Below are 26,941 nucleotides of genomic sequence, written 5' to 3' on the forward strand. Positions count from 1 at the left end.
AATCCAGCCCTGTAAGGGCGTGACATAGCAGGCCGCTTCCACACTCGGCGGGAATGTCACGCCCTTTCAGGGCTGATTCCTTACTCTCACCTTTCCCAGGGCGTTGCCCTGGGGTGGTATGTCACGCCCCTTCGGGGCTCTGGCTGCGGTCGGCGCGAAACCGAAACGTCTGATAAACCGCTCCATTGCTGCCATGCGAGTCAATACCGGCTGAAACGTTGCCATCCCTGGCCTGGATTCCGGCTTCCCGGCCGGAATGACGGAGCGCCGTTTGATACCCCTGGTTCGCCCCCGGCGCCCTCACCCCTCCTTCGTCACCTCCTTATACCACCCGCGATGGTGCTGCTTGGCCCAGGCGCGGGTGACGGTGCCGTACCACATGGCGCGGATGGTGCCCTTGGTCCAGATGGCGGCGTAGACGTGGACCATGATGAGGCCGATCATCACCGCCGCACTGGCGGAATGCACCACGGCGGCCAGGCGGACCCACTCCACCGGGAAGTTAAACCAGGCTCGCCACAGCGCGACACCCGACAGGATGAGCAGCAACATGCACCAGAACAGCAGCCAGAACAGGAGCTTCTGGCCGCCGTTGTACTTGCCCTGCTCGGGCATGTTGTGGTCGTCCCCGTCCACCATCTGGCGGACATTTCTCACCCATTGCCAGTCGGTGGCGGTCATGAGATTGAGGCGGGTGAAGCGGATCAGCATGATGATATAGGCAACGGCCATCAGGACCCCCAGGTAGGGGTGCAGGATGCGCGTCCAGGTGCCGCCGCCGAACAGCAGGGTGAAGGGCCAGAAGGCCGGGTGGAAGAGTGCGAGCCCCGACAGCCCCAACAGGATGAAGCTGATCCCGACGATCCAATGGTTCAGGCGCTCGCCCGGCGTGTAGCGGACCAGGTCGTTGTAGTCGCGTTGCATTACTCGAACTCCTTCTCGGTCTCCTTGGAGACCTCATTGGGGCCTTTGGTGATGTAGTGAAAGAGCCCGGCCAGGCTGACCGCCGCGAAGGCGGCGATGGCGAACGGCTTGGCGAGCCCCTTCCACACGCTGACCAGCGGATCGATCTGCGGATCCTTGGGCAGATCGGCATAGAGTTCGGGTCGATCCGCGTGCTGGAGTACATACATCACATGGGTCCCGCCCACCCCCGGCGGGTCGTAGAGGCCGGCGTTCGCGAAGCCCCGCTCCTTCAGGTCACGCACCCGGATGGCCGCCGACTCCACCATGTCGTCCTTGCCGCCGTAGGTGATGGCGCCGGTGGGACAGGTCTTGACGCAGGCCGGCTCCAGGCCCACCGCCACGCGGTCCGAGCACAGGGTGCACTTGTAGGCCTTGCCGTCCTTGGCGGCGAGCCGCGGGATGTTGAATGGACAGCCGGTGATGCAGTAGCCGCAGCCGATGCAGTGCTCCTGATTGAAGTCCACGATGCCATTGCCGAATTTGACGATGGCACCGGGGGCGGGGCAGGCTTTGAGGCAACCCGGGTCCGCACAGTGCATACAGCCGTCCTTGCGGATCAGCCACTCCAGCCGGCCATCCGGCTCAACCTCCGAGAAGCGCATGACCGTCCAGGATTGGTCAGTGAGATCCATGGGGTTGTCATAGACGCCATGATTGAAGCCCACCTCGTCGCGCAGGTCATTCCACTCCATGCACGCGACCTGACAGGCCTTGCAGCCGATGCATTTGGAGATGTCGATGAGCTTGGCGACCTTGAACCCCTGGCGGGCCGCGGGTGAGGGCGTGGTGGTGGCGGAACGGGCCGCGATGTCGAGTGATTGCAGTGCCATGGTCGCCTCTTCACACCTTGGTCGGGAGCAGTTCGAGGTCCACCAGGAACGCCTTGAACTCCGGCGTCTGGGTATTGGCGTCGCCCACGAAGGGGGTGAGCGTATTGGTGATATAGCCATTCCTGGCCACGCCCTTGAAGCCCCAATGGATGGGGATGCCCACCGTATGCACGGGCTTGCCCTCGATCATGAGGGTCTTCAGGCGCTTGGTCACCACCGCCACGGCGACGATGAAACCCCGCTTGGAGCGTACCCGCACATGGTCCCCGGCCTTGATCCCCTTGGCCGCCGCCAGTTCCTCCCCGATCTCCACGAACTGCTCCGGCTGCACGATGGCATTGAGCCGCACATGCTTGGACCAGGTATGGAAGTGCTCGGTCAGGCGGTAGGTGGTTGCCACGTACGGGAATTGTTCGACGCTGCCGAGACGCTCCAGGTCCCCCGTGAAGATCCGCACCGCCGGATTGGCCCGCGCGAGCGGATTGTCCGGGTGCATCGGGTTGTTGGCGAGCGGCGACTCCATGGGCTCGTAGTGCTCCGGGAAGGGTCCCTCCGCCAGCATGTCCCGGGCAAAGAAGCGCGCCACGCCCTCCGGGTTCATGATGAATGGCCCCATGCCATCGACCGGGGCGCTGTCCGCCTTGAAGTCCGGGATATCGGAACCGGTCCATTTGGCCGCCGCGGCGTCCCAGCCGATCAGCTTGCGGCTGGGGTCGTAGGGCCGACCGTCCGCGTCGCAGGAGGCGCGGTTATAGAGCACCCGCCGATTCGCCGGCCAGGCGAAGGCCCAATTGAGATTCTGGCCGATCCCATAGGGGTCCGCGTTGTCCCGACGGGCCATCAGATTGCCCTTCTCGGACCAGGCACCGGCAAAGATCCAGCAGCCGCAGGCGGTTGAACCGTCGTCGCGCAGTTCGGCGAAGCCATTCAACTGCTCGCCGGCCTTCACCAGGACCTTGGCGGGGTCCTTGGGGTCGGTGACGTCCTTGATGGCCCGGCCGGAGAACTCCCGCGCCAATTCCTCCGGTGAGGGATCGGCCGGCTGCTTGTGCCGCCAGGTGAGATTCAGGATCGGGTCCGGGAAGGCACCGCCGTCCTTTTTGTACATCGCCTTGAGCTTCAGGAAGATGCCGGCGATGATCTCCTGGTCGTTGCGCGCCTCGCCGGGCGGCTCGGCGCCCTTCCAGTGCCATTGCAGCCAGCGCGACGAATTGACCAGTGAGCCATCCTCCTCCGCGAAGCAACTCGAGGGCAGACGGAACACTTCGGTCTCGATCTTCGTCGGGTCCACGTCGTTGTATTCGCCGTGGTCCTGCCAGAACTCAGAGGTCTCGGTGGCGAGCGGGTCGATGATGACCAGATACTTGAGCTTGGCGAGTGCCCCGGACAGCTTGATCTAGAACTTGGGATAGTTCTGCCAATAGCTCAACTGGCCGGGCCTCATGGGCTTGGGCGAGCGCTTGGTCAGATAGGCGGCAAAGTCCTGCTCCGCCTCACCGGGCAGGGTCATATAGCCGGGCAACAGGTTGGAGAGCAGCCCCAGGTCCGTGAGGCCCTGGATGTTGGAATGGCCGCGCAGGGCATTCATGCCGCCGCCCGCCACGCCGATATTGCCGAGCAGGAGTTGCACCATGGCCCCGGTGCGGATCATCTGCGACCCCTTGGAGTGCTGGGTCCAGCCCAGTGCATACAGGATGGTCATGGTCCGATCGGCCGCCGCCGTCTCCGCGATCATCCCGGCCACCTTGAGGAAGGCGTCCCGGGGCGTGCCGCAGACCCGCTCCACCAGTTCCGGCGTATAGCGCGAGAAGTGCGCCTTCAGCAACTGATAGACGCAGCGTGGGTGCTGCAAGGTCGGATCGGTCAGCACGAAGCCGTCCGGGCCCATCTGGTAGCCCCAGGTGGACTTGTCGTACTTGTGCCTGGCAGCGTCGTAGCCCGAGAAGATACCGTCGGTGAAGGTGAACTCGTCCTTCACCAGATAGCTCATGTCCGTATAGTCCCGGACATACTGGTGATGGATCTTGTCCTGCGTCAACAGGTAATTGATCAGACCGCCCAGGAAGGCGATGTCGGAGCCGGCGCGGATCGGGGCATAATAATCCGCCACCGCCGCGGAGCGGGTGAAGCGCGGATCGACGACGATGAGCCTGGCCTTGCGGTGGGCCTTGGCCTCGGTCACCCACTTGAAGCCGCAGGGATGGGCCTCGGCGGCATTGCCGCCCATAATGAGAACGAGATCGGCATTCTTGATGTCGACCCAGTGATTTGTCATGGCGCCACGGCCGAATGTCGGGGCAAGACTTGCCACCGTCGGGCCGTGTCAGACGCGCGCTTGATTATCGAATGAGAGCATCCCCAGACTACGCACGACCTTGTGGGTCAGATAGCCGGTTTCATTGCTGGAGGCGGAGGCGGCCAGAAAGCCGGTGGTGTTCCAGCGGTTGACGGTCATGCCGTCCTTGTTCCTGGCCTCGAAGTTGGCATCGCGATCCGCCTTCATGAGGGCGGCGATGCGGGTGAAGGCATCATCCCAGGCGATCGGCTGCCACTCGCGGCTCCCCGGCGCCCGGTACTCGGGCCGGGTGAGGCGCGTGTCGCTGTGGATGAAGTCCAGGAGACCCGCGCCCTTGGGGCAGAGGGTACCGCGGTTGACCGGGTGGTCCGGGTCGCCCTCGATATGGAAGATGCGCCCGTGGACGTTCTTGGCCCCGGCCCCCAGGCCGTACATCAGGATGCCGCAGCCGACCGAGCAGTAGGGGCAGGTGTTGCGGGTCTCGGTGGCCCGCGTCAGCTTGAAGGCGCGCATCTCCGCCAGCGCGGCGTCGGGCGCGAAGCCCAACAGGGTCAGGCTGGAACTGCCCACCCCCGCGGCGGAGACCTTCAGGAAGGTCCGACGTGTGACTTTCATCTTTTTCGGTTCCTCGTCTTGGTGGTTCTGGGGTCTGCCGCCCTGGGGGCGGGTGTCGCGGCCGACCTGAAACCGGTCGGAACTTGCCGACCTGAAACCGGCTCTTCTTCCCCGTCTTCTTCCTGGTTAAGAAATAATCAGGCTGGTGTTTTCTTGCTGTGGGCTCTTCTTCGGTCTTCTTCCGCGCGCGTGTCATAGCTGGATCGGTGATCTGGCGAGAGACACAACATGGGGCGGGAACAAGGGCGGACGTGTGCGCATTGCGGCGAGAATTTCACCCCGGACGCGCGCAATGCCCGTCACCAGCGCTACTGCTCGCAGGCGGCGTGCCGGACCGCCAGTAAGCGCGCCAGCCAGGCCAAGTGGCTGTCCAAGGAGGACAATCGCCACTACCACTGCGGTCCCGCCGCGGTCGCCCGGGTGCAGGCGTGGCGGCACGCCCATCCTGGCTACAGTCAGCGCAACGCCCGTGCGCCGGGCGCGCTCGCCCAGTTGCCCGCAGTCGCCGCCCCGGACCCAGTCACCGCGTCCCTGCCGATCCCGGCATCGGCCGCGTCCGTGTCTGCCGCGCCGCGCGCTGCTCACGCGCCGGACCCCACCGCGCACGCACCGTTACAGGAGCACTTGGGCACCCCGTTACAAGATGTCTTAGGGTCCCCGTTACAAGATATCTTGGCTACTCAACCTGCTGTCCTGATTGGCTTAATCGCGCATCTGTGGGACAGTGCGTTACAAGAGGACATCGCCACCGCGCTGACCCGGTTGATACAACTGGGCCACGATATCCGCGGCGGAGGCGAGCATGACCATCATCAAGCGGGTCTTGAACCCGGACCGGTTGCGCCAGGTACCCGAGCACTTCAGTTGGCTCGATCATCGCCTGGTGCGTGAGCACTACATCGAGCGGGCTGACGTGTGCGCCTGGGCGCTGTATCTGTTTCTGCTCAGCGTCGCCGACGTGCATGGCCTGAGCTATTACAGTGACGCCACCCTGTCACAGCGCCTGCGGTTGCCGGCGCCCCGGCTGGCGCAGGCGCGCTGCGAGTTGATCGCCCTGGATCTGATCGCCTTCGAGCCACCGCTCTATCAGGTGCTCAGTCTCCCCGGGACGGTCCCGACCAGCGTCCACCTCCAGCGACTGCACGCGGTCTTGGAGCGGCGGTCATGATCGACTACGCCACCTGGTGTGCAATTCGCGACGGCAACGCCAAGCACCTCACGGCGCGGCAAATAGCCCGGGACCTGGGGCTGAACGTCAAGACCGTGCGGCGCTGGCGGGCGCGCCCCTATGAGCAGCGGGCCACCGCGGCACGCCCCAGCAAGCTCGATCCCTTCAAAGGGCGCATCGTCGGTTGGCTCGAGGCCCATCCGCTCAGCGCCCAGCAGGTCTTTCAGCGCCTCGGCGAGGCCGGGTATGACGGTGGGATCAGCATCGTCAAGGAGTATGTACACACCATTCGCCCACGTCCGCGGGAGGCGTTCCTGACCTTGGCCTTTGCCCCCGGCGAGGTGGCGCAGGTCGACTGGGGCGAATGGGGCACCATCGCCGTCGGGGAGACGCGTCGGCGCCTGTCCTTCTTCGTCATGGTCCTGGCCTACAGCCGGCAACTGTACGTGGAGTTCACCCTGGCCCAGACCATGGAGCACTTTCTGGCCGCGCACATCAACGCTTTCAACGCTCTGGGCGTACCCCAGAAGGTGATGGTCGATAATCTGCGCACCGCGGTGCTGGCGCATGTGCGCGGCGAGCCGCCCCGGTTCAATCCCCGGTATCTCGATTTCGCCCGGCACTACGGCTTCGAGGTCGTGGCCTGTAACGTCGCCAAAGGCAACGAGAAAGGGCGCGTGGAGCGCGGCGTGGGGTACGTCAAAGCGAACTTCCTCAACGGCCTGGAGTTACCGGATTTTACCGCCCTCAACCCGGCGCTGCGGGTCTGGCTGGAGACGGTGGCCAATGTCCGACTGCACCGCGAAACCCAGCGCCGGCCGGTCGATCTGTGGGCCGAAGAGCAGACTCATCTGCAATCGGTCAATCCGCGCCCCTTCGATGTCGGTCGGGTCCTGGCGGTGCGGGCCAATCGCCAGTTCCGGGTGACCTTCGAGGCCAACCGCTATTCGGTGCCGGCGCGCTTTGCCGGCGTTCAGGTGACGCTCAAGGCGTATCCCGATTACCTGTGTGTGTATCACGATCAAGCGCTGATCGCCCGCCATGTCCGCTCCTACGAGCGGCACCGCGATATCGCCGATCCCGATCATGCCAAAGCACTGGTGGCGCAACGCCGCCATGCCCAGGACGCCCACGTCCTCCAGCGGTTCCTGGCCCTGTCACCGCTGGCGGCGAACTACCACACCGGCTTGCTGGAGCGGCGCGGCAACGCCTTGTCCCACGTGCGCAAAATCGTGGCCCTGGCGGACATCCACGGCGAGGAGGCGGTCGCCCGCGCCCTAGCCGATGCCCTGACGTTCGAGGCCTTCAGTAGCGAGTACATCGCCCATCTGATCCAGGCGCGGGGCCGCCAACTCCCAGCGCCCAGCCCGCTTCAATTGCTGCGGCGCCAGGATGTCCTGGACCTGGAACTCCCGCCGCCGGACTTATCGCCCTATGGGAGCGAGGGGTAAGCAGCATGTCGATCACCGAGCAGGTCCTGGTGCAGCAACTCGAACGGCTGCAATTACGCTATTTCCTCCAGCACTATCCGGACCTGGTGGCGCAGGCGGCGCGCGAGTCCTGGACCCATGGCCACTTTCTCGAACAACTGGTCGCCGGTGAGGCGGCCCGCCGCGACGAGGCCCGGGTAGCGCGGCGAGTGAAGGCCGCCCACTTGCCCGGCCTCAAGACCCTGGATGGCTTCGACTGGAGTTGGCCAAAGAAGATCAACCGCACCCAGGTGCAGCACCTCTTCCGCTTGGAATTCCTGCCCCAACAGGGCAACGTCATCCTGCTGGGCGGAGTCGGCGTGGGCAAGACCCATCTGGCCATCGCCCTCGCGCACACCGCCTGCCTGCAAGGACACGCCGTGCTCTTTACCCGCGCGGTCGATATCGTCACTGCCCTGGCCGCCGCCCAGGCCACCGGCGGGCTCAAGCGGGAACTGGCGCGGTTGCTGAAACCTACACTGCTCGTGATCGATGAGCTAGGCTACTTGCCGATCGACAAGTTCGGCGCCGACGGTCTGTTCCAGGTCATCAGCCAGCGCTATGAGCGCGGCTCCACCGTCATCACCACCAACCGGGCCTTCAAGCAGTGGCCGGAAATCTTCAACAACGATAGTACCCTGACGTCAGCCTTGCTCGACCGGCTGCTCCATCATGCCGAGTCCGTGGTCATCGAAGGTCGCAGCTATCGCATGCGCGATCAGACCGACGCCTGAGTCCCGCTCCCCCCAGCGCTCCCCCATGACCGCCGCCAGTCACCCTGCGTGACCGGCGGCGACCCTGTTCTTGCCCCGCCATCGTTCCGCCGATGCCTTTTGTGGTCCGTTTTGTTGTCGGCTGTTTTGTACCGCTTTCACGGTGGCGCCGACAGGCGGGGGCCGGTCTGGGCGCGATGGTCTAGCCGGAGTGTAGATCATGCCGGGGCTTTGGGTACGGGCACCAGCGGACGCGCTCGCCCGGAAACAGGATTTCCGAAGTCGGCCGGACCCTGGGGCGATCCGGGCGGTGGAGCACCCTTGGAAAATCGTCGCACCTGGTGCCGACAACCCTAAATCCGGCAATTGCTCTCACAAAGACACAAAGAACACAAAGAGAAATAGACTATATGAAGGCGTTGCGCCGATCACCGCCCAGGTAACCTCCTCGACCGACATATCGCTCTGAAAATCTTTGTGATCTTTGTGTCTTTGTGAGAGAACTGCTCTTTCTTGGGGTAATCAGTTCCGCCCAATCTCGCGGTTGGCTTGAGCCCCGAAGGGGCCTGACATACCAGCCCTGGGCAACACCCTGGGGCAGGGCCGTCTGGTCGGTCTAGCCGTGAAAGGGCGTGACATAACGGCGGCGCCCCTGATGTCACGCCCTTTCAGGGCTAGGCTGCATTACACAGCATACCCAGGGCGTTGCCCTGGGCTGGTATGTCCGACCCCGTTGGGGTCGAGATGCAGGACAAGTCCGCGCCTAAAGTGCCGATGAGATCCGCGCCATCCGCCTGCGCAGCAAGGCAAGCCTTGCGGTCTTCGCGGCCTATCTCAATACCAGCGCAGCGACCATCCAGAAATGGGAACAGGGTCAACAGCACCCGCACGGGCCTTCGCTGAAGCTGCTTGATCTGGTGGACCGCAAGGGGTTGGAGGCGCTCGGGTGACGCTATGATGATCCTGCAATTCAGTCAGCTGGCCGAGGCCTTCTCCGCGCGCTTGCGAAAGACCCGCATCTCCTTGGCGGCCTGGAGATCGCCCTTGCGCTCAGCGGTGGCGATCCCCTGATCGAAGGCGGCGAGGGCCGGCGCGTATTCGCCGAGGGCCTCGAGCGCCTTGCCGTAGAGCTTCCAGGCAGCGGAATAGTCCGGGTCCTGCCGGAGCGCAGCGGCCAGGTGTTCCGCGGCCGGGGCGGGCTCCCCGGCCTTCAGGTACTCGTTGCCCAGGCCATAACGCAGCAGGGCGGAGTCCTGGCCGCGGGCGAGCATGGATTGGAGGTTGTCGATGATGGACATGGGTTCCTCAAGACTCGGATGACGCCGGCGTGACACCGCTCAAGAAACGGGACACTTTCAGGTGGCCGGGATTATGGTGACGGCCGCCGATCCTCAGGTTGGAACGGAGGGGTCTGAACGGTTACAACTGCCCGAGGGTAACCCGGTCCAGTCCTGCCAAATCGTGCCGGGTCTGCGGGTCGCGCAGGCCATGATCCCCGAATAATCCGCGCACCGCCGCCCCCTGGTCAAACCCATGCTCGACCGCCAGCAACCCTCCGGGGCGCAGGCAGCGCACGGCCTCGGCCGCAATCCGGCGGATGGCCGCGAGCCCATCGGGTCCGGGGGTGAGTGCCGCGCGCGGCTCGTGGGGCAGATCGCCCTGGTCGAGGTGGGGGTCTGCCGCGGCGACATAGGGTGGATTGGCGAGGATCAAATCCAGGGAGCACGAGGCGATCGGGCTGAGCCAGTCCGCGCTTAGCGGTCGGACGTTGGCGAGGCCCAGGTCCCGGAAGTTGGAGCGGGCGACCGCGAGCGCGTCGGCCGAGCGGTCGGTGGCAATGACCTGCCAGGCGGGGCGCTCGCTCGCAACAGCGGCGGCGATGGCGCCGCTGCCGGTGCCCAGATCCGCGATGCGGCGCGGGCGGTCCGGGTCCGGCAGTTCGAGGGCGATCTCGACAAGCAGTTCGGTCTCGGGGCGCGGGATCAGGGTGTCGGGGGTAACCTTCAGATCCAGAGTCCAGAAGGCCTGCCGGCCGCGGATATAGGCGATGGGCTCCCCGGCCAGGCGGCGCGCGAGCAGGGCAGCGAAGCGCGCGGCGGCCACGGGCTCAAGGTGCGCCTCGGGCCAGGCGACAAGGCGGGTGCGCGCCCAGCCGGTCGCCTCGATGAGCAGCAGCTCGGCCTCCAACCGCGGAGCGGCCTGCGGGAGACTGGCGAGGGCGGCGGCGGCATCGCACAGGGTTTGGTCGACGCGCCGGCCCTGTATGTCCACGGGGGTATCCTTGTTCATAAAGATGAAGCGATAAGGGCGCGTCGGCAGTCGCCCGGCCCCGTCCGGCTAAGCCTCGACCTCCGGTTCGGGCGCGGCAGCCCCCCGGAGGTCGAGGCTTCAGCCGGTCCCGCGCCCGCTTGCGGGCGCGGTGGGCGGACGCACCGACGGCGAAAAACAGGATTCTACAACGCGCAGTTTCGACGCGAATCCCCTTCCCCGATTCCCGCCCCCAACAAGGCCGAACACGCGCGGCCAAGTCCGGCGTGAGTCCCTTGTCCCGCGCCGCGACCCTGCGGTATCGTGCGCGCTCATATCTCCGACGTTCCTACTGGAGGAGGCCCCGCGCGATGAACCCCCTCTCCCTCTACGACCCCGACGACCCCTATCCGGAGAGCGACGGCAAGCCCATGGCGGAAAGCACGGAGCAATACGAGTGGCTGGTGAAGATCAAGGAGAACCTGGAGTGTCTCTTTGCCGAAGACCCCGCAGTCTTCGTCGCCGGCGACCTGTTCTGGTATCCGGTGCGCGACCGCAGCGTCGCCGACGCCATGGCCCCGGACGTGATGGTCGCCTTCGGCCGGCCCAAAGGTTTGCGCCGCTGCTACAAACAATGGGAGGAGGCCGACATCGCCCCCCAGGTGGTGTTCGAGATCCGCTCGCCGTCGAACGGTCCCAAGGACATGGCCGAGAAGCTCGCCTACTATGACCGCTTCGGGGTGGAGGAGTATTACGTCTACGACCCGCCGCCCAACACCCTGGAGGTGTGGCTGCGCCAGGACGGGCGGCTCAAGCGGATGTCGCACCTGAAGGGCTGGACCAGTCCGCGGCTGGGTATCCGCTTTGCCCTGGGCGGCAGGACGCTCGCGATCTTCGACGCCCAGGGCCAGCCATTCCTGACCTCGGTGGAGCGCGCCGAGCGGCTGAGGCGCGAGCAGGCGCGTGCCGAGGATGAGCACCAGCGGGCCGAGGAGGCGCACCGGTGGGCGGAGCGTGAGGCGGCCCAAGCGGCGCGGCAGACCGCCCGGGCTGAACAGGAGCACGCGCGCGCCGAGGAGGAACACCGGCGGGCGGACCGCGCGGCGGCCCAGGCGACCGCGGCGATCACACGCGCTGAACAAGAGGCGGCTCAAGCCATCGCCCGTGCGGAACAAGAGCGGGCGCGGGCAGAGCGACTGGCCGAGCGGCTGCGCGAACTGGGGGTCGAGCCCTGAGAGCGGGCGGCCGGGCCGCTCGGCGGAGTGACCGCCATATGACCAGAAGGTCGCCATGATTCCGGCGACCGTGGCCCGAATCCGGATCGAGAAAGACGCTCACGCGCACCGGTCCCAGGCGGCACGTTCGGCTGCCACGGCGCTCGATTTCTCCGGAATTGTGACCAAGACCCGCAGCCGCACCGGCGCCGCGCGCTCGGCCAGGTCCGCCGCTGGGTCCTCAGGTCCTTGTTCCTTGCCGCGACCTTGAGATATCGTGCCAACGTACCCCGACGTTCCGACTGGAGGAGGACCCACACGATGAAACCCCTCTCCCACTTCGACCCCGACGACCCCTATCCGGAGAGCGACGGCAAGCCCATGGCGGAGAGCACGGAGCAGTATGAGTGGCTGGTGAAGATCAAGGAGAACCTGGAGTGCCTCTTTGCCGAAGACCCCGCGGTCTTCGTCGCCGGCGACCTGTTCTGGTATCCGCTGCGCGACCGCAGCATCGCCGACGCCATGGCCCCGGACGTGATGGTCGCCTTCGGCCGGCCCAAGGGTTTGCGCCGTTGCTACAAACAATGGGAGGAGGCCGACATCGCCCCGCAGGTGGTGTTTGAGATCCGTTCGCCGTCGAACGGTCCCAAGGACATGGCCGAGAAGCTCGCCTACTATGACCGCTTCGGGGTGGAGGAGTATTACGTCTACGACCCGCCGCGCAACCACCTGGAGGTGTGGCTGCGCCAGGACGGGCGGCTCAAGCGGATGTCGCACCTGAAGGGCTGGACCAGCCCGCGGCTGGGTATCCGCTTTGATCTGGGCGGCAAGACGCTGGAGATTTTCGATCCCCAGGGCCAGCCATTCCTGACCTCGGTGGAGCGCGCCGAGCGGATGAGGCGTGAGCAGGCGCGTGCCGAGGAGGAACACCGGCGGGCGGAGCTTGAGGCCGCGCGTGCCCACGAGGAACGCACCCGCGCCGACCGCGTGGAAGCCCTGGCGGCCGCGGCGATCACCCGTGCCGAGCATGAGGCGGCCCAGGCGGCGCGGCAGACGGCCAGGGCCGAGCGGGAGGGCCTGCGTGCCGACGAGGAACACCAGCGGGCGGAACTCGCCACGGCCCAGGCGGCCGCGGCCGACGCCCGTGCGGAACAAGAGCGGGCGCGGGCAGAGAGACTGGCCGAGCGGCTGCGCGAACTGGGGATCGCGCCCTGAGAGCGGGCGGCCGGGCCGGTTCGGCGCTTGATGTCGGCAGGTCTGGGGTCGTGGTACTCGGGGGCATCGGCAAGTATTTTCATCATCGCGCAGCGGCACTGCCATTAAGCTAAGGCGCACTCGCCGACCGCGTCGCCTCTGCCTGGAGTCCAAGGCTTCAGCCTTGGCGCGCTCCAAGGCTGAAGCCTTGGACTCCAGGCGCTTGGGCAGTGATCCCGGAGCGTGGGAATGAGCGGGCGCGGCGCGCGGCGGGGCGCCCGGGGGAGGTCTCCGCCGGGCCTCGATCATCGCGGCGGCCACTGGGAGCGCCGCACCCCAGTGCGGCGCGGTCTATCCGCAACACGCAACACCGCGGTCGCGTGCGAGATCGCGCCGCACTGGGGTGCGGCGCCCCCAGTGCCCGGCTCCTGCCTCAGCGCGTGCGGTGTCGCGCGGGCAGCGCAGCCTGGCATGGCCGGGGTCATGGTCAAGGCCCTGCCCCGTGCCCCCTCCGGAGTCGGCGGATCAGAGGGCGGCATCGGGAGCGACAGAGATCGGGGCTTAAGAAACAGGGGCAGAACGCAACACCACACGAAAACCCAGAAACTCAGGGCGAAAGTCGGAGCGACTCCTGCTGCGACAGGCACAGCGCACGCCGTCCCGACGGCCACCCCACGAACCGCCGCGCACGACTCGTGATTGGACGTCACCGACTTCAAGGTCCTCAGGCGCTGAGCCGCTCATCTCCCCGTAGCCCCCGGCGTAGTGGCTACGCGTCCACTCCCAGACGTTACCGATCATGTCGTAGAGTCCGAACCCGTTGGCCGGGAAACAGCCGACCGCCGAGGTGTCTCCGATCCCCGAGTCCCCGCAGTTGGCGGCATTCGGGTCCTGCGCATCGCCCCAGGGGTATACCAAGTGCCGTTGGCCGCCCCGCGCCGCCACTTCCCACTCCAACTCGCTCGGCAGGCTGACCTGCCATGACCCTTGCCGCACCAGCCGGGCAGCCTCGGACCCCGCAAGGACTGACCCTTGCAGGAGGGCCTGGTGCAGCCACCGGCAGTACGCAATCGCCTCCCGCCAGCCGATGTGCCGCACTGGTCGGCTGTCCGGATCGCGCAGGGCCTTGGGGTCCGACGGTACAGCCCCGGTCACCGCGAGGAAGGCCCTGAACTGCGCAACAGTGACCGGATAGCGGGCGATGTAGAATGCCGACGTGGGCGTGGGGGTGTCATTGATCTCGTGGAGGGGCACCTCATAGCCGATAATCTTCGCGACCCGCTCTCTGTCCGACTGCCGCGTACCGATCCTGAACTCCGGATCGGCCGGGATCGGCGCGAAACCGAGCAGGTCATCGGCCGGCAGGTGAAAGCACCCCGGATCGAAGCGGGGATCACCCAGGCGAGGCACGAGGTCCCCGATCCGGGCGCGAAGCGGGGGCTTGGACCCCTTAAGGACGCTCGCATCGCCCAACAGTTCGATGATCCGCGCGGCACAGTCGGCCTTGAGCGCCGCCCCGCTCTCACGCCACTCCAGCACGGCGGTACCCGCCAGTTCCGCCGCCGCGATCCGGGCGTCCGGCGTCTTCCCAGCCTGGGCCAACGCCGCCAGGAACTCGCGCGCAGACTTGGTGGCATTGGCACCCAGGTAGCCAGCCAGAAGGAGGATGGGCTCACGCCACCAGGGGTCGCTGAGCCGGTCCTCCAGACGCTTGACGATGGCGGGGTGGCCGCCCGCCCCGCCGATCACCTCGCGTAGATAGCGCGCGGCGAGGAACTCCTGGAAGGCCAAATGGATGAAGCGATAGACCCCGGTGCGCTCCTCCAGCACGCTGCCGCGCTGGCGGGCGCTCTGTAGGAAGTCGTCGATGCGCGGCTTGAAGTCCGTATCCTGGCGCAGCGCGGCCTTGAGCGCAGCATCTTCGATCTCGCGACCCTGGTCGCGGCCCTGGCCGTGCATGTGGAAGGCGAGGTGCTGGGCCATGTCGCGGAAGGGTTTCCAATCCGTGGAAAGTTCCCGGATATCGCCCTCCTCCCGCCCATAGTCCACCTGCAACAGGGCATTGATAGCCTTGTCGAACAGGTCCGCGCGCTCGTCGGGCAGGCGGCGGTTGTTGAAGTGCACGATGAGCAGTAGGCGCACCATCAGGGGACTGTCTACCAGTGCCTCGGCGTCCTTACCCAGGCGCGTGCGGCGGTCCTCCTCCAGCCGCCGGATACCCTCCAGCAGGTCGTTTACCCGTTCACCGCGCACGGCGGCATCCTGCGGGTAGATGCAGTCATAGGCTTGGCGGACCATTGGGGCTATGTGGGCCTTGAAGTCGAGCGGCCGGACGAGAATCTCCCGGAAGTCCGCGCCCAGGGCGGTGCGCCCGCTGCGATAGGCGACAGTACGGCAGGTGACCAGGACGCGCATCGTCTCGCGCCCACCCACCAGGTCCTCGACGCACTGGCGGACCTCGAAGCGCTCGGACTCGTTGGCCACCTCGTCCAATCCGTCGAGCAGCAGGAGGATGTCCCGGCCATCCTGAAGGACCTGGACGAAGAAATGCGGGGAGAGATCGAAGTCGGCCTGCCGTTCGGTTAGGTGGTACGAGATGAAGTGGGCCAGGGTACGCTCGCGGGGTGGTACGTTGGCTGGCAGATTGCGCCGATAGCGCGCGAAGGACGCCAGTGGCACGAAGATGGGCAGCGGCAATTCGCTTGGGGGGACATCTATCTCGTCGAAACGAGGGGCGGTCGACTCGGGTTTCCGGCTCCTCGGCATGGATTGGGGCGGCGAAGCAATCTCAATCGCTTTCTTCAGTGCCAGACGTGAGCGTGCCGGTTCCGGCTCGCCGCTGAGCAGTGACGAGGCCAGCGCCCAGGCCATATGCACCAGCACCGTTGTCTTTCCGGACCCCGGCCCCCCGATGATCGCCAGCCGATTGCCCAACCCCAGCACCTTGCTCAGTGGCAGGTCTCCCCCGTTACCCGCCATCCACTTAGCCTGCAGCGGTACATAGGCCGTCTCGAGCGGCAGCATCACCACCGGCGCCCCGCCCGCCCGCTCGATTCCACGCAGTTCGATGCACTCGGTGCGCGCGCACAGCCAGCGCAGGTAGCCCGTCACCTGGCGGGCGATCTGCTCCTTGGTCAAGCGCCCGCCAGCGGCGGCATGGTAATGGGTGACGATCTGGATCCCGGTGACGATGGTCTCGGCATCACCCTCGACCTTGACGCTGCGCTCGCCCAATGCGTCGCTGCCGCCTTGGGCCACGGCACCGGACCCGGTGAGGCTCGCCGCTTGCCCTGCCTCGAGTTCGGCTAACCGACGGCGCAATGCCTCAATGTCGTTCGGATCGATGGAATCGGCTGCCATGGCATGCCCTTCAGTCGTCCTCGTTATCGCGTCCGGTGAAATCCCTGCTGACGTGGATCTCTCCGCCGATTTAGGCGCTGCCGCCGGTATTTACCTGGGTGCCGGTGTTGATGGTGGAGGTATGGGTGCTGCCGATATTCACGGCACCCTTGCCGAGTGCGGTGGCCCCGGGACCCTGCGCGACTGCACCGCTACCGCTCTGCGTCGCCTGGTAGGTGCCGTCAGCCGTGTCCCGCTCCGGCTCGAAGGTAATGAATCCGTTAGCTGCCAGTTTGTCGAGTTGACGGCTAAAATGGAGGTGCAGCCCGTCGCTGGTCTCGAAACGGGTGTAGAAGTGGCCCAGTGCATCCAGTTTCTCCTGAAAGGCCCAAAGGCTTTGCAGGTCCTGCTTCTTCGCGCTGCCGGTGCTGATCGGGGCGTCCTTGAAATAGGTGAAGATGAATGGCCGGTGGGTGGCCTGGAACCGGCCGAAGGCGGTTTCGAATTCCTCTTGGGTGTAGCGACCAACCTTGGTCCAGAACAGCATGACAAAGAGATCGCAGTCACGGATCGCCAGATTGTATTCGTCCTGCAGGCGGGCCTGGGACATGGCGTCAAAGAAGTCCTCCCAGATGACCAGTTCCAGGAAGACCCCGCGGGCAACCCACTCCTTGTTCTTGCGGTTGATGAAGACCTCGAATGCCAGCCGATCCGCTTTCAGTTCGGCGGAGGAGGCGAGAAAGAGCTTGATAGTTTTCATGCACAGTCTCCGGCGCGGTGTCACGCGAGTAAACGGGCGGGGCGGGACGCCCCGCCCCCAGTCAGTCGTCCATCATCGACTCGTCTTTTCCACATACTGATTTTCTACTGAAAATCAGTATCAGTCGCCCATCATCAGCGTAAGCTGTTCACTCTGATATTCCGCCAGCAACGGCTCGACGATCTGATCCAACGCCCCCTCCATGACCTCGTCGAGCTTGTAGAGGGTGAGGTTGATGCGGTGGTCGGTGAGCCGGTTCTGCGGGAAGTTGTAGGTGCGGATGCGCTCGGAGCGGTCGCCGCTGCCGACCTGGAGCTTGCGGGACTGGGACTCGGCCGCGGCCTGGGTGCCCTGGGCCGCCGCGAGCAGGCGCGCGTGCAGGAGCGACAGGGCGCGCGCCTTGTTCTTGTGCTGGGAGCGTTCCTCCTGGCACTCCACCACCAGGCCCGAGGGCAGGTGGGTGATGCGCACGGCGGAGTCGGTCTTGTTGATGTGCTGGCCGCCGGCACCGGAGGCGCGGTAGGTGTCGATGCGCAGATCACCCGCGTTGATGTCGATGGCGTCGATCGACTCGACCTCGGGCAACACGGCGACGGTGCAGGCGGAGGTGTGGACCCGACCCTGGGACTCGGTCTCGGGGACGCGCTGCACCCGGTGGGCGCCGGGCTCGAACTTGAGCCGGGAGTAGACGCCGCTGCCGCTGATGCGCACCACCACCTCCTTGTAGCCACCCAGTTCGCCCTGGCTCTCGCTGTAGACCTCGGTGCGCCAGCCGCGGGTCTCGGCGTAGCGCAGATACATGCGCAGCAGGCTGCCGGCGAAGAGCCCCGCCTCGGCCCCGCCGGTGCCGGCGCGCACCTCCAGAAAGCAGTTGCACTGGTCCTTGGGGTCCGGCGGGACCAGGAGCCGGTGCAGTTCGGGTTCCAGGGCGTCCCGGCGGGCGGCGGCGGCGACCACTTCATCCCGGGCCAGGGCGGCCATCTCGGGATCGGCCAGCAGGTCCTGCACCGCCGCCAGTTCCGCCTCGGTCTGCCGATAGCGCCCGAAGCATTCCACCAGGGGTTCCAGTTGGGCGTATTCGCGGCTCAGGTCCCGGAACCGGTTGTTGTCGGACTGGATCGCGGGGTCGGACAGCAAGAGCGTAATCTCGCTGAAGCGCTCGTCCATGCGCTCCAGCCGGTCGCGGATCGAGCGGTTCATTGGGGCGGGGCGGCGGCGGGCGCCGCGGGACCGAGTTGGAAGAGCTCGTTGGCGGCCTCCAGGATGTCGGCTTCGCCCTCCCGGGCGGCCTGGCGCAGCCGGGTGCTGGGGGCGTGCAGCAGCTTGTTGGTGAGGGTGTGGGCGAGAAAGGTCAGCACATCGGGGGCGGACTTGCCGGCCTCGAGCTGGCGCTTGGCCCGCTCCAGGACCTCATCGCGCAGGTGTTCGGCGCGGCTGCGGTAGTCGGCGATGACGCTCGCGGCATCGAGCGAGCGCAGCCAACCCATGAACTCCTCGGCATGGAAGGCGACGATCTCCTCGGCCTCCAGGGCCGCCGCCTGACGCGAGCGCAGCCCCTCGTCGATGACCCCCTGGAGGTCATCGACCGTGTAGAGATAGACATCGGTCAGGGACGCCACCTCGGGCTCGATGTCGCGCGGGACGGCGATGTCGACCATGAACATCGGCCGATGCCGGCGCTTCTTGAGCGCCCGCTCCACCGTGCCCTTGCCCAGGACCGGCAGGGGGCTGGCGGTCGAGGAGATCACGATGTCCGCGTCCGCCAGGTGGTTGGCGATCTCGGTCAGGGCGATGGCGAAGCCGTCGAACTGGGCGGCGACCTCGTGGGCGCGCTCCACCGTGCGGTTGGCGACGATGATGCGCCCGATGCCGTTCTGGTGCAGGTGCCGGGCGACCAGTTCGATGGTCTCCCCGGCGCCGATCAGCATCGCCGTCTGTTGCGACAGGTCGCTGAAGATCTGGCGCGCCAGGCTGACGGCGGCGAAGGCCACCGAGACCGGGCTGCTGCCGATGGCGGTGTCGGTGCGGACCGTCTTGGCGACCGAGAAGGCGTGCTGAAACAGCCGCGAGACGAGTTTGCCGGTGGCGGTGCAACTGGTGGCGGTGGCGAAGGCGCTCTTGACCTGGCCCAGGATCTGGGGCTCACCCAGCACCATAGAGTCCAGGCCGCAGCCCACGCGCAACAGGTGGGTCACCGCGTCCCGGCCCGCGTGGGCATAGAGGAAGGGGTTGACCCGCTCGTGCTCGACCCCGTGGAAGCCGCCCAGCCAGTGCCGCACCGTCTCCTCGCCCCCATCGTCGGTGGCACAGTAGACCTCGGTGCGGTTGCAGGTGGAGAGCACCACCGCCTCGTGGACACCCTCGTGTCCCCGCAGGTCGCGCAGTGCCCCGGCGATAATGTCGGGTCCGAAGGTGATGCGCTCGCGCACCTCGATCGGGGCCGTCTTGTGATTGAGCCCGATGACCAGCAGTTTCATGTTGAGACCGTCAAATTTGGACCCCGCGATTGTCCGGCTTATGGCGCCAGATGCAAGTCATGGTTGTCGACCATTGCCCGGCCCGGTCGGACACCGTGCTGCCCCAGGCCCGCGCCGACCGCGTATGCTGCCGCAAGTCGGTCTCCGCCGCCAGTGCGCAGCGGCCCCGGTATACTCACCCACTGGAAACCAGTAACCCCTCATGAGCGCCTCTTCGATGCCCGACACGCCGTCCCAGAAGTCCCGCGGGAGCGGTCCCGCCGCCGCCGGACTCTTTTGCGTCCTGTGCCTCGGCGCCCTGAGCGCGCCCTGGGCGGAGCCGACCCCGGCGGCCCCTTCACCGGCACTGCCGAGTCCAGCGGGCACCCCCGGGACGGCCCCCACGCCGTCGTCCGCGACCGGGGCGCAACCGGCCGCGGACGCGCCCCTGGGGGAGCGCCGTCAGGCCCTGTCCCAGCCGACGCCCCCGGACCAGCCGGGGGCCGGCGCGCCGCCCCCGGACGGCCCGCGCACACGCGACAGTCTGGACGCCGACCTGGTCTACGCCGTGCTGGTCGCCGAGGTGGCGGGGCGCCGCGGTGACCTGGCGATGGCCTTCACCCATTATCTGCACGCCGCGCAACTGGCCCGCGACCCCAAGATGGCCGAGTTGGCGGTGCGGGCCGCGATCAGCGGCGGGGACGACGCGGGGGCCGCGCGTGCGGCGGCCCTGTGGCTTGCGATCACGCCGGACTCCCCGGGGGCGCACCAGCTCGCCGCCGTCCTGCGCCTGAAGGCGGGCGAGCGCGAGGACGCGCTGACGCACCTGGCGCGGGTGGTCCAACTGGCCGGGGACCCCGAGTACGGCTACCAGCAGGCGGCGGCCATCATCGGCCGGGCGGCCAGCCCGCCGGAGCGGGTCGCGTTGATGAGCGACCTGGTCGCGCGCGACGAGACGAATGCCGACGCCCAGCAGGCCCTGGCACTGGTAGCCGCAAGTGTCGAGCAGTTCGAGGTCGCCGCCGCTGCCGCCGCCCGCGCCCAAGCCCTGCGCCCGGACTGGGACAAGCCGCGCCTGTTCCTGGTCAGGCTCCTGCTCGCCCAGGGTAAGCGCGACGCGGCGCGGGCGCAGCTGGAGCAGTTCATCGCCGCGCGGCCGGATGATCGCGCCCTGCGCCTGCTCTACGCCCAGTTCCTGGTCGATGAGAAGGACTATACCGGCGCCCGGGCACTCTTCACGCAGTTGCTTGCCGACCAGCCGCGGGCGCCGGAGGTCCTGTTCGCCGCCGGCATCCTGTCCCTGGAGTTGGAGGACCTGGCGGCCGCGCGCGACTATCTCACCCGTCTCTACGAGACCGGCGAGCGGCGCGACGAGACCAGTTACTACTTAGGCCAGCTCGAGGAGCGGGCCGAGCAGCCGGGCGCGGCGCTCGACTGGTACGCCAAGAGCCAGGGCGCCAACCTGGTGGAGGCGCGGGTCCGCACCGCCGTCCTGCGGGCCAAGGCCGGCGAGGTCGAGCGCGCCCGCGAGATCATCCAGCAATTGCGCGACCTGGCACCGGAAGAGGCGCCCGCGCTCTTCCTCGCCGAGGCCGAGATCCTGGACCAGGCGGGGCGCCCGGACGCGGCCATGCAGGTCTATGGCAACGCCCTCGCCGCCTTCCCGGACAATGCGGACCTGCTCTACGGGCGAGCCATGTACGCGGTGAAGCTCGAGCGCATCGGGCCGGCCGAGCAGGACCTGCGGCGCATCATCGAGCAGCACCCGGACCACGCCGACGCGCTCAACGCCCTGGGCTATACCCTGGCCGATCGCACCGACCGGTATCAGGAGGCCCTGGGGTATATCGAGCGCGCCTACCAGCTCAAGCCCACGGAGCCGGCGATCCTGGACAGCGCCGGGTGGGTGAACTACCGGCTCGGCCGCTACGAGGCGGCCCTGGAGTACCTGCGCAAAGCCAACGACGCCATGAAGGACGGGGAGATCGCCGCCCATCTGGGCGCGGTGCTCTGGGCACTGGACCGCCAGGCGGAGGCCCGGGCGGTCTGGGACGCGGCCCTGAAAGAGCATCCGGACCACCCCTATCTGCTCAAGATGATGGCGCGCCACCCGGCGCCGGACGCCGCCGCACCCGGGGCCGCGACGCCCCAGGCAGACGCCCCCCAGCCCCCGCATCAGCCCGCCGGCGAGGCGCCGCGGTGAACCCTGAAGCGATAGCACAGGCCTGGCCGGCACCGGCCAAGTTGAATCTGATGCTGCGCGTGCTGGGCCGGCGCCCGGACGGCTACCACCGACTGCAGACCGTCTTCCAGTTCATCGATCGCTGCGATCGGCTGTGGTTCACACCGCGCGACGACGGCCAGATCCAGCGGGCCGACGCCTTGCCCGGGGTCCCCGAGTCCGCGGACCTGACGCTACGGGCCGCCCGCGCCTTGCAGGCCCACTGTGGTTGTCCGCGGGGGGCGGAGATCCGTCTGGACAAGACCCTGCCGATGGGCGGGGGGCTCGGCGGCGGCAGTTCGGACGCCGCCACTACCCTGGTCGCCCTGAACCGGCTCTGGGGCCTCGACCTGCCCGAGGACGAACTGGCCGCAATCGCCCTGCCGCTGGGGGCCGACGTACCGGTCTTCGTGCGCGGCCGGGCGGCCTGGGCGGAGGGGGTCGGCGAGCAACTCACCGCGGTCGAGCTGCCCGAGCCCTGGTATCTGGTCCTGACCCCCCCCGGCCAGGTCGCCACCGCGGCGGTCTTTGGGGACCCGCAATTGACGCGGGACTCGCTTCCCGTCACACTTGCGGACTTCGTTGCGGGCGACCGGCGAAACGATTGTCTCGCGGTCGTGCGGCGCGGTTACCCCGAGGTGGCCGCCGCGCTGGACTGGCTGCAGGGCGTCGGGGGTGGTCAACTCACGGGTACCGGCGGATGTGTGTTTGCGGTCTTTGCCGATCAGCATAGCGCGCTCGCCGCCCGCGATATGGCGCCGCCCCGGTTCCAGGCCTTCGTGGCGCGGGGGCTCAACCGCTCCCCGCTACTGGACCGGCTGGCGTCCGAACCCGGGAAGCATCACGCCGACCACTGATCACTGACCACGCTTTTATTGGGGCGTCGCCAAGCGGTAAGGCACCGGGTTTTGATCCCGGCATCCCCAGGTTCGAATCCTGGCGCCCCAGCCAAGTAAATCCAAAAAGAGTATTTGGCCGCAAATGAACGCAAATAAGCGCAAATAAATCGGCTGGTTAGCATCGTCGCGGGCGTCACCCGGACGGTGAATGTGCAGTTAAGAGCCAAGTCTCTGATTATTTGCGTTCATTTGCGGCTAAACTGATTTTTTTAGGTTCAATGTCGGCGTCCCCTGACATCCCCGCCCCTATCAGACCGGAACTTCGCCTTGCCAGCCAGTCACATGATGGTCTTTTCCGGGAACGCGAACCCGGAACTCTCAGCCGATATCGCCCAACACCTGGGGTTGTCCCTGGGCAAGGCCGTGGTCGGTCAGTTCAGCGATGGCGAGGTGATGGCCGAGATCCAGGAGAACGTCCGCGGACGCGACGTCTTCGTGGTCCAGCCCACCGGCGCCCCCACCAACGACAACCTGATGGAACTGCTGGTGCTGATGGACGCCCTGCGCTGGGCCTCCGCCAAACGCATCACCGCCGTCATCCCCTATTTCGGGTACGCCCGCCAGGACCGGCGACCCCGCTCGGCGCGGGTGCCGATCACCGCCCGGCTGGTCGCCAAGATGATCGGCCAGGCCGGAGCGGACCGGGTCCTCACCATGGACCTGCACGCCGACCAGATCCAGGGGTTCTTCGACATCCCGGTCGACAATGTCTACTCCTCGCCGATCCTCCTGGGGGATGTCTGGCGCCAGAAGCACCCGAACCTGATCGTGGTCTCCCCGGACGTGGGCGGTGTGGTGCGGGCACGGGCGCTCGCCAAGCGCCTGGACGACGCGGATCTCGCCATCATCGACAAGCGCCGGCCCAAGGCCAACGAGGCGCAGGTCATGAACATCATCGGCGACGTGGACGGCCGCTCCTGTGTTCTGATCGACGACCTGGTGGACACCGCCGGGACCCTGTGCCGCGCCGCCGCCGCGCTCAAGGAGCACGGGGCCCAGCGGGTCGTGGCCTACTGTACCCACGCGGTCCTGTCCGGACCCGCCGTGGACACCATCACCGACTCGGTGCTGGATGAACTGGTGGTCACCAACACCATCCCGCTGCGCCCCGAGGCCCGCAATTGCCCGCGCATCCGCCAACTGAGCATCGGCGAGTTGCTGGCGGAGACCATGCGGCGGGTCTCCAATGAGGAGTCGGTCAGCTCGCTTTTCATGGATTGATATACGTCCGGGATTGATCCCGGAAAGAGTTATTGGCCGCAAATGAACGCAAATGGACGCAAATAAATCCGCTGGTTAGCATTGTCGCTGGCGTCACCCGGGCAGTGAACATGCGGCCTTGATCATCGTTGCTGCCACCCAGGGTCGGAGTCCAAGGCTTCAGCCTTGGAAGGATAAGACCAAGGCTGAAGCCTTGGACTCCAAAAGGCGGCCGCTGGCCCGAACGATGATCAAGGCCGAACATGCGGTAAAGGCCAAGCCTCTGATTATTTGCGTCCATTTGCGTTCATTTGCGGCTAAACTGTTTTTTCTTGGTTCAATTGCGGCCTAGTCTTTTCTTGGTCCGCCCCTTGTGTGCCGGGAACCTGGTCGCGGGTCCCGGCGCTTTGTTTGTGATTCAACTGGAGAACGCCCATGAGCGTAAATTTCGACGTCCTGGCCGAGCCCCGCAGCGATACAGGTAAGGGTGCGAGCCGCCGCCTGCGTCGCCAGGGACTGATCCCGGCCATTGTCTATGGCGGTCATCAGGAACCGCAGATGATCTCGCTGCGGCACAACATGATCCTGCGTCACCTGGAGCACGAGTCCTTCTACTCCCATGTGCTGAACCTCAAGATCGGCGACCTCGAGGCCCCGGTGGTGCTCAAGGACCTGCAGCGCCACCCGGCCAAGCCCTTCATCCTGCACGCCGACTTCATGCGCGTGAGCCAGGACGAGAAACTGCGCATGGTGGTGCCGCTGCACTTCCTGAACGTGGAGAAGTCCCCCGGCGTCAAGGCCGGCGGCAATGCCTCCCACACCATGACCGAAATCGAGATCAGTTGCCTGCCCAAGGACCTGCCGGAGTATATCGGGCTCGATATCGCGGCCATGGAGGTGGGCGACATCATCCACCTGTCCGAGATCCCGCTGCCCGAGGGGGTCTCGCTCGCCCATGCCCCCGACCCCGATGAACCGGTGGTCGTGATGCACGCCGCCCACGCCGGGGCTGAAACCGAAGGCGAAGAGACCGAGGGCGGCGCCGCCTGAGCGGGCCCGCCGCGGACCCTGCGGACACAGGCCCGGCGGAGCATCCGTCGGGCCGGTGATCCCCCAGCCGCCACTATGACGATTACCACGAGGCGATCCCGACACCATTCGAGATTCGGCTCGAGATTGAGAAATGGACAGGATTAACAGGATTTCTCAGGATTTACAGGATCTCTTGATGAGCGTCGCACACCATTTTTCCTGTTGATCCTGCGAAATCCTGTTAATCCTGTCTAATTTCTTGGTTGTTGCTCAATGGCCAGTTTGGTATCGGAAATTCCGCTTCGCGGGACTATGGACTCCGGCGGCATCCGTCTCATCGTCGGTCTGGGCAACCCGGGCCCGGACTATGCCCCCACCCGCCACAATGTCGGCTTCTGGTTCGTCGATGCACTGGCCCTTGGTCAGTCATTCAAGGCCGAGGCCCGCTTCCACGGCGAGTTGGCGCGCCTGACCCGGCGGGGCAGCGACCTGCGGCTCGCCAAGCCCGCGACCTATATGAACCACAGCGGCCGCTGCGTGGCCGCCGTCAGCCGCTATTTCGAGATCCCCCCCGAACAGATCCTGATCGCCCACGATGAACTGGACCTCGCCGTCGGCACGGTACGCCTCAAGCAGGGTGGCGGACACGCCGGTCACAACGGCCTGCGCGACACCATCAACCTGCTCGGCAGCCGCGACTTCTGGCGCCTGCGCATCGGCATCGACCACCCGGGCGACCGCAGCCTGGTCACCAACTATGTCCTGGGCCGCCCGTCGCGCGACGATGCGCTGCGCATCGAAGACGCGCTGCGCGACGCCGAGGGCGTCATCGACGACTGCCTGGACGGACGCTTTCAGTTGGCCATGAACCGGCTGCATCGCGCTCGCTGAGGGCCGCTCGGGAAGGCACCGGCCGATTACCCTAAATCCGACAATTGGTCTCACAAAGACACAAAGACACAAAGACACAAAGAAAAACAAATCATTGAAGGCGTTGAGCCGATCACCGCCCAGGTGACCTCGTCGGCCGACATATCGCTTTGGAAATCTCTGTGATCTTTGTGTCTCTGTGAGAGAACTTCTCTTTCTGGGACTACACCCGGTCGCAATGCTCAGAGCATTGGCGCAGCGTATCCCCGTAGGGTGCGCCGCGCGCACCAAGGCACTCGCCAAGACTCACGCCATCCCGCTCAACCGCAGCCTCTCAAGGTGCGCACGGCGCACCCTACGCCAATGGTCCGAGCAATTGCGCCTTTGCGTCTTTGCGTGAAACAGATGGTTCCCGGGTTCAGGCCCGGCAAAGTTGGTGGAGCGTGACCTCCGGCAGGCAGTTGAGCCGGGCATTGACGACTGAACTGCCGCAGCCGACGGAGGTATAGCCCGTCATGCCCCCGTAGGACCAGCCGCCGGCCGCGAAGCGACGGGGGCAGCGGGCGTCCCAGGTCAGGGCGCGACCGCCCGGCAGACAGATCTGGCCGCCGTGGGTATGACCGCAGAGCATGGCGGCGAAGCCCGCGTGGGCGGCGTGACGGTAGACCTCGGGGGTGTGGGAGAGCAGGAGCGCCACCCCGTCCGCGGGGATCCGGGCGGCGGCCTGCTGGATGTTGTGGACCTGGTAATAGTGGGCGTCGTCGATGCCCGCCAGGTACAGGACGGCCCCGTCGCGCTCCAACGCCGCCGATTCGTTCAACAGGACCCGCAGGCCCAGGGCCTCCAGCCCCGGCACCAGCCGGATGCTGTCGTGGTTGCCGAGGACGGCGTAGAGGGGGCCGTTCAATTGCCCGCGGATCTCGGCGAGCCCGTCCAGGGCCGCCTGGCAGGGGCCGTAGGTGCGGGCGCGATAGTCCCCGGTCACGACGCACAGGTCATAGTCCAGGCCGCGGACCCGTGCCGCGATGGCGGCCGTGATGCGCGGGTCCATATCCGCGTGCAGGTCGCTCAGATGCAGCAGGCGCAGACCCTCGAAGGGCGGGGGCAGCCCGGGGACGGTCAGCCGGTGATGGGTGAGGCGGATGGTGCGGCTATTGCGCTGGGCGCGCTCGTAGAGGCCCGCCAGGCGCAGCGCGGTGCGGATGAAGCCGTGGACCGAGTACCAGTTCTCGGGGTAGAAAAAGTGGGCGCCGGGGCGCGAAAAGCAGAAGACCTCGTGGTCTTCCTCCAGTCCCAGGCGCTGGCGCAGATGGGTGTGGCCGATGCGCCGGGCGAGCGACTGCAACTCGGGCGGGACCTCGGCCCCACCCTGGGTGCGCCGGTCAGCCACCCGGCGCGTCTCGTCCCCAGACGCGGGCGGGAGGTCCGATCCTGTGTTGCGTGCGTGCATGG

General features: G+C 66.6%; 23 protein-coding genes and 1 tRNA gene. 12 read left to right on the forward strand and 12 right to left on the reverse strand.

From position 1 onward, the window contains the following. Positions 1–300: 300 nt before the first annotated feature. From THSYN_RS27555 to THSYN_RS37605, 5 genes are all read right to left on the reverse strand, one after another. A complete protein-coding gene (locus THSYN_RS27555) occupies positions 301–924 on the reverse strand; it encodes a formate dehydrogenase subunit gamma (RefSeq protein WP_100921947.1) in 624 nt (207 codons plus the stop codon). Next, positions 924–1,796 (reverse strand): formate dehydrogenase subunit beta, encoded by an 873-nt coding sequence (gene fdxH / locus THSYN_RS27560; RefSeq protein WP_100921948.1) that lies wholly within the window; start codon positions 1,794–1,796, stop codon positions 924–926. The genes THSYN_RS27555 and fdxH overlap by 1 nt, the downstream gene beginning before the upstream one ends. Before the next feature lie 10 nt (positions 1,797–1,806). Beyond that, positions 1,807–3,087 carry a molybdopterin dinucleotide binding domain-containing protein gene (locus THSYN_RS37595; RefSeq protein WP_216644638.1) on the reverse strand — a complete coding sequence of 427 codons (1,281 nt, stop codon included), beginning with the start codon at positions 3,085–3,087 and terminating at the stop codon, positions 1,807–1,809. Between the two features lie 105 nt (positions 3,088–3,192). Beyond that, a complete protein-coding gene (locus THSYN_RS37600) occupies positions 3,193–4,071 on the reverse strand; it encodes a molybdopterin-dependent oxidoreductase (protein ID WP_216644639.1) in 879 nt (292 codons plus the stop codon). Positions 4,072–4,119: 48 nt separating this feature from the next. After that, positions 4,120–4,707, reverse strand: coding sequence for a sulfate ABC transporter substrate-binding protein (locus THSYN_RS37605; RefSeq protein ID WP_100921949.1), 588 nt, complete (start codon positions 4,705–4,707; stop codon positions 4,120–4,122). An 802-nt stretch (positions 4,708–5,509) separates the two neighbouring features. On the opposite strand from THSYN_RS37605, the gene THSYN_RS27575 reads away from it, so the two are divergent. The 4 genes from THSYN_RS27575 (at position 5,510) to THSYN_RS27590 (ending at position 9,007) form a co-directional block, all read left to right on the forward strand. Next, a complete protein-coding gene (locus tag THSYN_RS27575; RefSeq protein ID WP_100918454.1) occupies positions 5,510–5,875 on the forward strand; it encodes a hypothetical protein in 366 nt (121 codons plus the stop codon). After that, positions 5,872–7,326: an IS21 family transposase gene (gene istA / locus THSYN_RS27580; protein WP_100918453.1), complete on the forward strand. Its 1,455-nt coding sequence runs from the start codon at positions 5,872–5,874 to the stop codon at positions 7,324–7,326. The genes THSYN_RS27575 and istA overlap by 4 nt, the downstream gene beginning before the upstream one ends. 5 nt (positions 7,327–7,331) lie before the next feature. Beyond that, the gene (gene istB, locus THSYN_RS27585; RefSeq protein WP_100918452.1) at positions 7,332–8,078 is read left to right on the forward strand and encodes an IS21-like element helper ATPase IstB; all 747 of its coding nucleotides are present in this window, start codon (positions 7,332–7,334) and stop codon (positions 8,076–8,078) included. Positions 8,079–8,851: 773 nt separating this feature from the next. Further along, on the forward strand, positions 8,852–9,007 hold the full coding sequence (locus THSYN_RS27590) for a helix-turn-helix domain-containing protein (protein ID WP_236848990.1): 156 nt from the start codon (positions 8,852–8,854) through the stop codon (positions 9,005–9,007). A 24-nt stretch (positions 9,008–9,031) separates the two neighbouring features. Here the strand turns inward: THSYN_RS27590 and THSYN_RS27595 are convergent, their stop codons facing one another. Then, positions 9,032–9,355 (reverse strand): tetratricopeptide repeat protein, encoded by a 324-nt coding sequence (locus tag THSYN_RS27595; RefSeq protein ID WP_100921950.1) that lies wholly within the window; start codon positions 9,353–9,355, stop codon positions 9,032–9,034. A gap of 121 nt (positions 9,356–9,476) precedes the next feature. Next, on the reverse strand, positions 9,477–10,346 hold the full coding sequence (gene prmC / locus THSYN_RS27600) for a peptide chain release factor N(5)-glutamine methyltransferase (RefSeq protein ID WP_100921951.1): 870 nt from the start codon (positions 10,344–10,346) through the stop codon (positions 9,477–9,479). A 329-nt stretch (positions 10,347–10,675) separates the two neighbouring features. Between prmC and THSYN_RS27605 the strand changes: the two genes are divergently transcribed. Continuing rightward, positions 10,676–11,539: a Uma2 family endonuclease gene (locus THSYN_RS27605; protein ID WP_100921952.1), complete on the forward strand. Its 864-nt coding sequence runs from the start codon at positions 10,676–10,678 to the stop codon at positions 11,537–11,539. Positions 11,540–11,839: 300 nt separating this feature from the next. Further along, a complete protein-coding gene (locus THSYN_RS27610) occupies positions 11,840–12,733 on the forward strand; it encodes a Uma2 family endonuclease (protein ID WP_100921953.1) in 894 nt (297 codons plus the stop codon). Positions 12,734–13,273: 540 nt separating this feature from the next. Here THSYN_RS27610 and THSYN_RS27615 read toward each other — a convergent pair. The 4 genes from THSYN_RS27615 to hemA form a co-directional block, all read right to left on the reverse strand. Then, on the reverse strand, positions 13,274–16,072 hold the full coding sequence (locus THSYN_RS27615) for an SUMF1/EgtB/PvdO family nonheme iron enzyme (RefSeq protein WP_100921954.1): 2,799 nt from the start codon (positions 16,070–16,072) through the stop codon (positions 13,274–13,276). A 70-nt stretch (positions 16,073–16,142) separates the two neighbouring features. After that, entirely contained in the window at positions 16,143–16,811 is a 669-nt protein-coding gene (locus THSYN_RS27620) for a TIR domain-containing protein (protein WP_100921955.1), read from the reverse strand. A gap of 120 nt (positions 16,812–16,931) precedes the next feature. After that, positions 16,932–18,011, reverse strand: coding sequence for a peptide chain release factor 1 (prfA, locus tag THSYN_RS27625; protein WP_100921956.1), 1,080 nt, complete (start codon positions 18,009–18,011; stop codon positions 16,932–16,934). Continuing rightward, a complete protein-coding gene (hemA, locus tag THSYN_RS27630; RefSeq protein WP_100921957.1) occupies positions 18,008–19,288 on the reverse strand; it encodes a glutamyl-tRNA reductase in 1,281 nt (426 codons plus the stop codon). The genes prfA and hemA overlap by 4 nt, the downstream gene beginning before the upstream one ends. Positions 19,289–19,505: 217 nt before the next feature. Between hemA and THSYN_RS27635 the strand changes: the two genes are divergently transcribed. The 6 genes from THSYN_RS27635 (at position 19,506) to pth (ending at position 25,510) form a co-directional block, all read left to right on the forward strand. Then, entirely contained in the window at positions 19,506–21,470 is a 1,965-nt protein-coding gene (locus THSYN_RS27635; protein WP_100921958.1) for a tetratricopeptide repeat protein, read from the forward strand. Beyond that, complete coding sequence (ispE, locus tag THSYN_RS27640) at positions 21,467–22,345, forward strand: 4-(cytidine 5'-diphospho)-2-C-methyl-D-erythritol kinase (RefSeq protein ID WP_100921959.1); 879 nt, start codon at positions 21,467–21,469, stop codon at positions 22,343–22,345. Before THSYN_RS27635 ends, ispE begins: the two co-directional genes overlap by 4 nt. A 19-nt stretch (positions 22,346–22,364) precedes the next feature. Then, a tRNA-Gln gene (locus THSYN_RS27645) sits at positions 22,365–22,439 on the forward strand. Between the two features lie 215 nt (positions 22,440–22,654). Then, complete coding sequence (locus THSYN_RS27650; RefSeq protein WP_100921960.1) at positions 22,655–23,608, forward strand: ribose-phosphate diphosphokinase; 954 nt, start codon at positions 22,655–22,657, stop codon at positions 23,606–23,608. Between the two features lie 414 nt (positions 23,609–24,022). Further along, on the forward strand, positions 24,023–24,637 hold the full coding sequence (locus THSYN_RS27655) for a 50S ribosomal protein L25/general stress protein Ctc (protein ID WP_100921961.1): 615 nt from the start codon (positions 24,023–24,025) through the stop codon (positions 24,635–24,637). 294 nt (positions 24,638–24,931) lie between these two features. Next, on the forward strand, positions 24,932–25,510 hold the full coding sequence (pth, locus tag THSYN_RS27660; protein ID WP_100921962.1) for an aminoacyl-tRNA hydrolase: 579 nt from the start codon (positions 24,932–24,934) through the stop codon (positions 25,508–25,510). 397 nt (positions 25,511–25,907) lie between these two features. Here the strand turns inward: pth and THSYN_RS27665 are convergent, their stop codons facing one another. Next, positions 25,908–26,939, reverse strand: a complete 1,032-nt coding sequence (locus tag THSYN_RS27665; protein WP_100921963.1) for a metallophosphoesterase — start codon at positions 26,937–26,939, stop codon at positions 25,908–25,910. Positions 26,940–26,941 lie beyond the last annotated feature (2 nt).

The sequence above is a fragment of the Candidatus Thiodictyon syntrophicum genome, from assembly GCF_002813775.1.
Lineage (GTDB): Bacteria > Pseudomonadota > Gammaproteobacteria > Chromatiales > Chromatiaceae > Thiodictyon > Thiodictyon syntrophicum.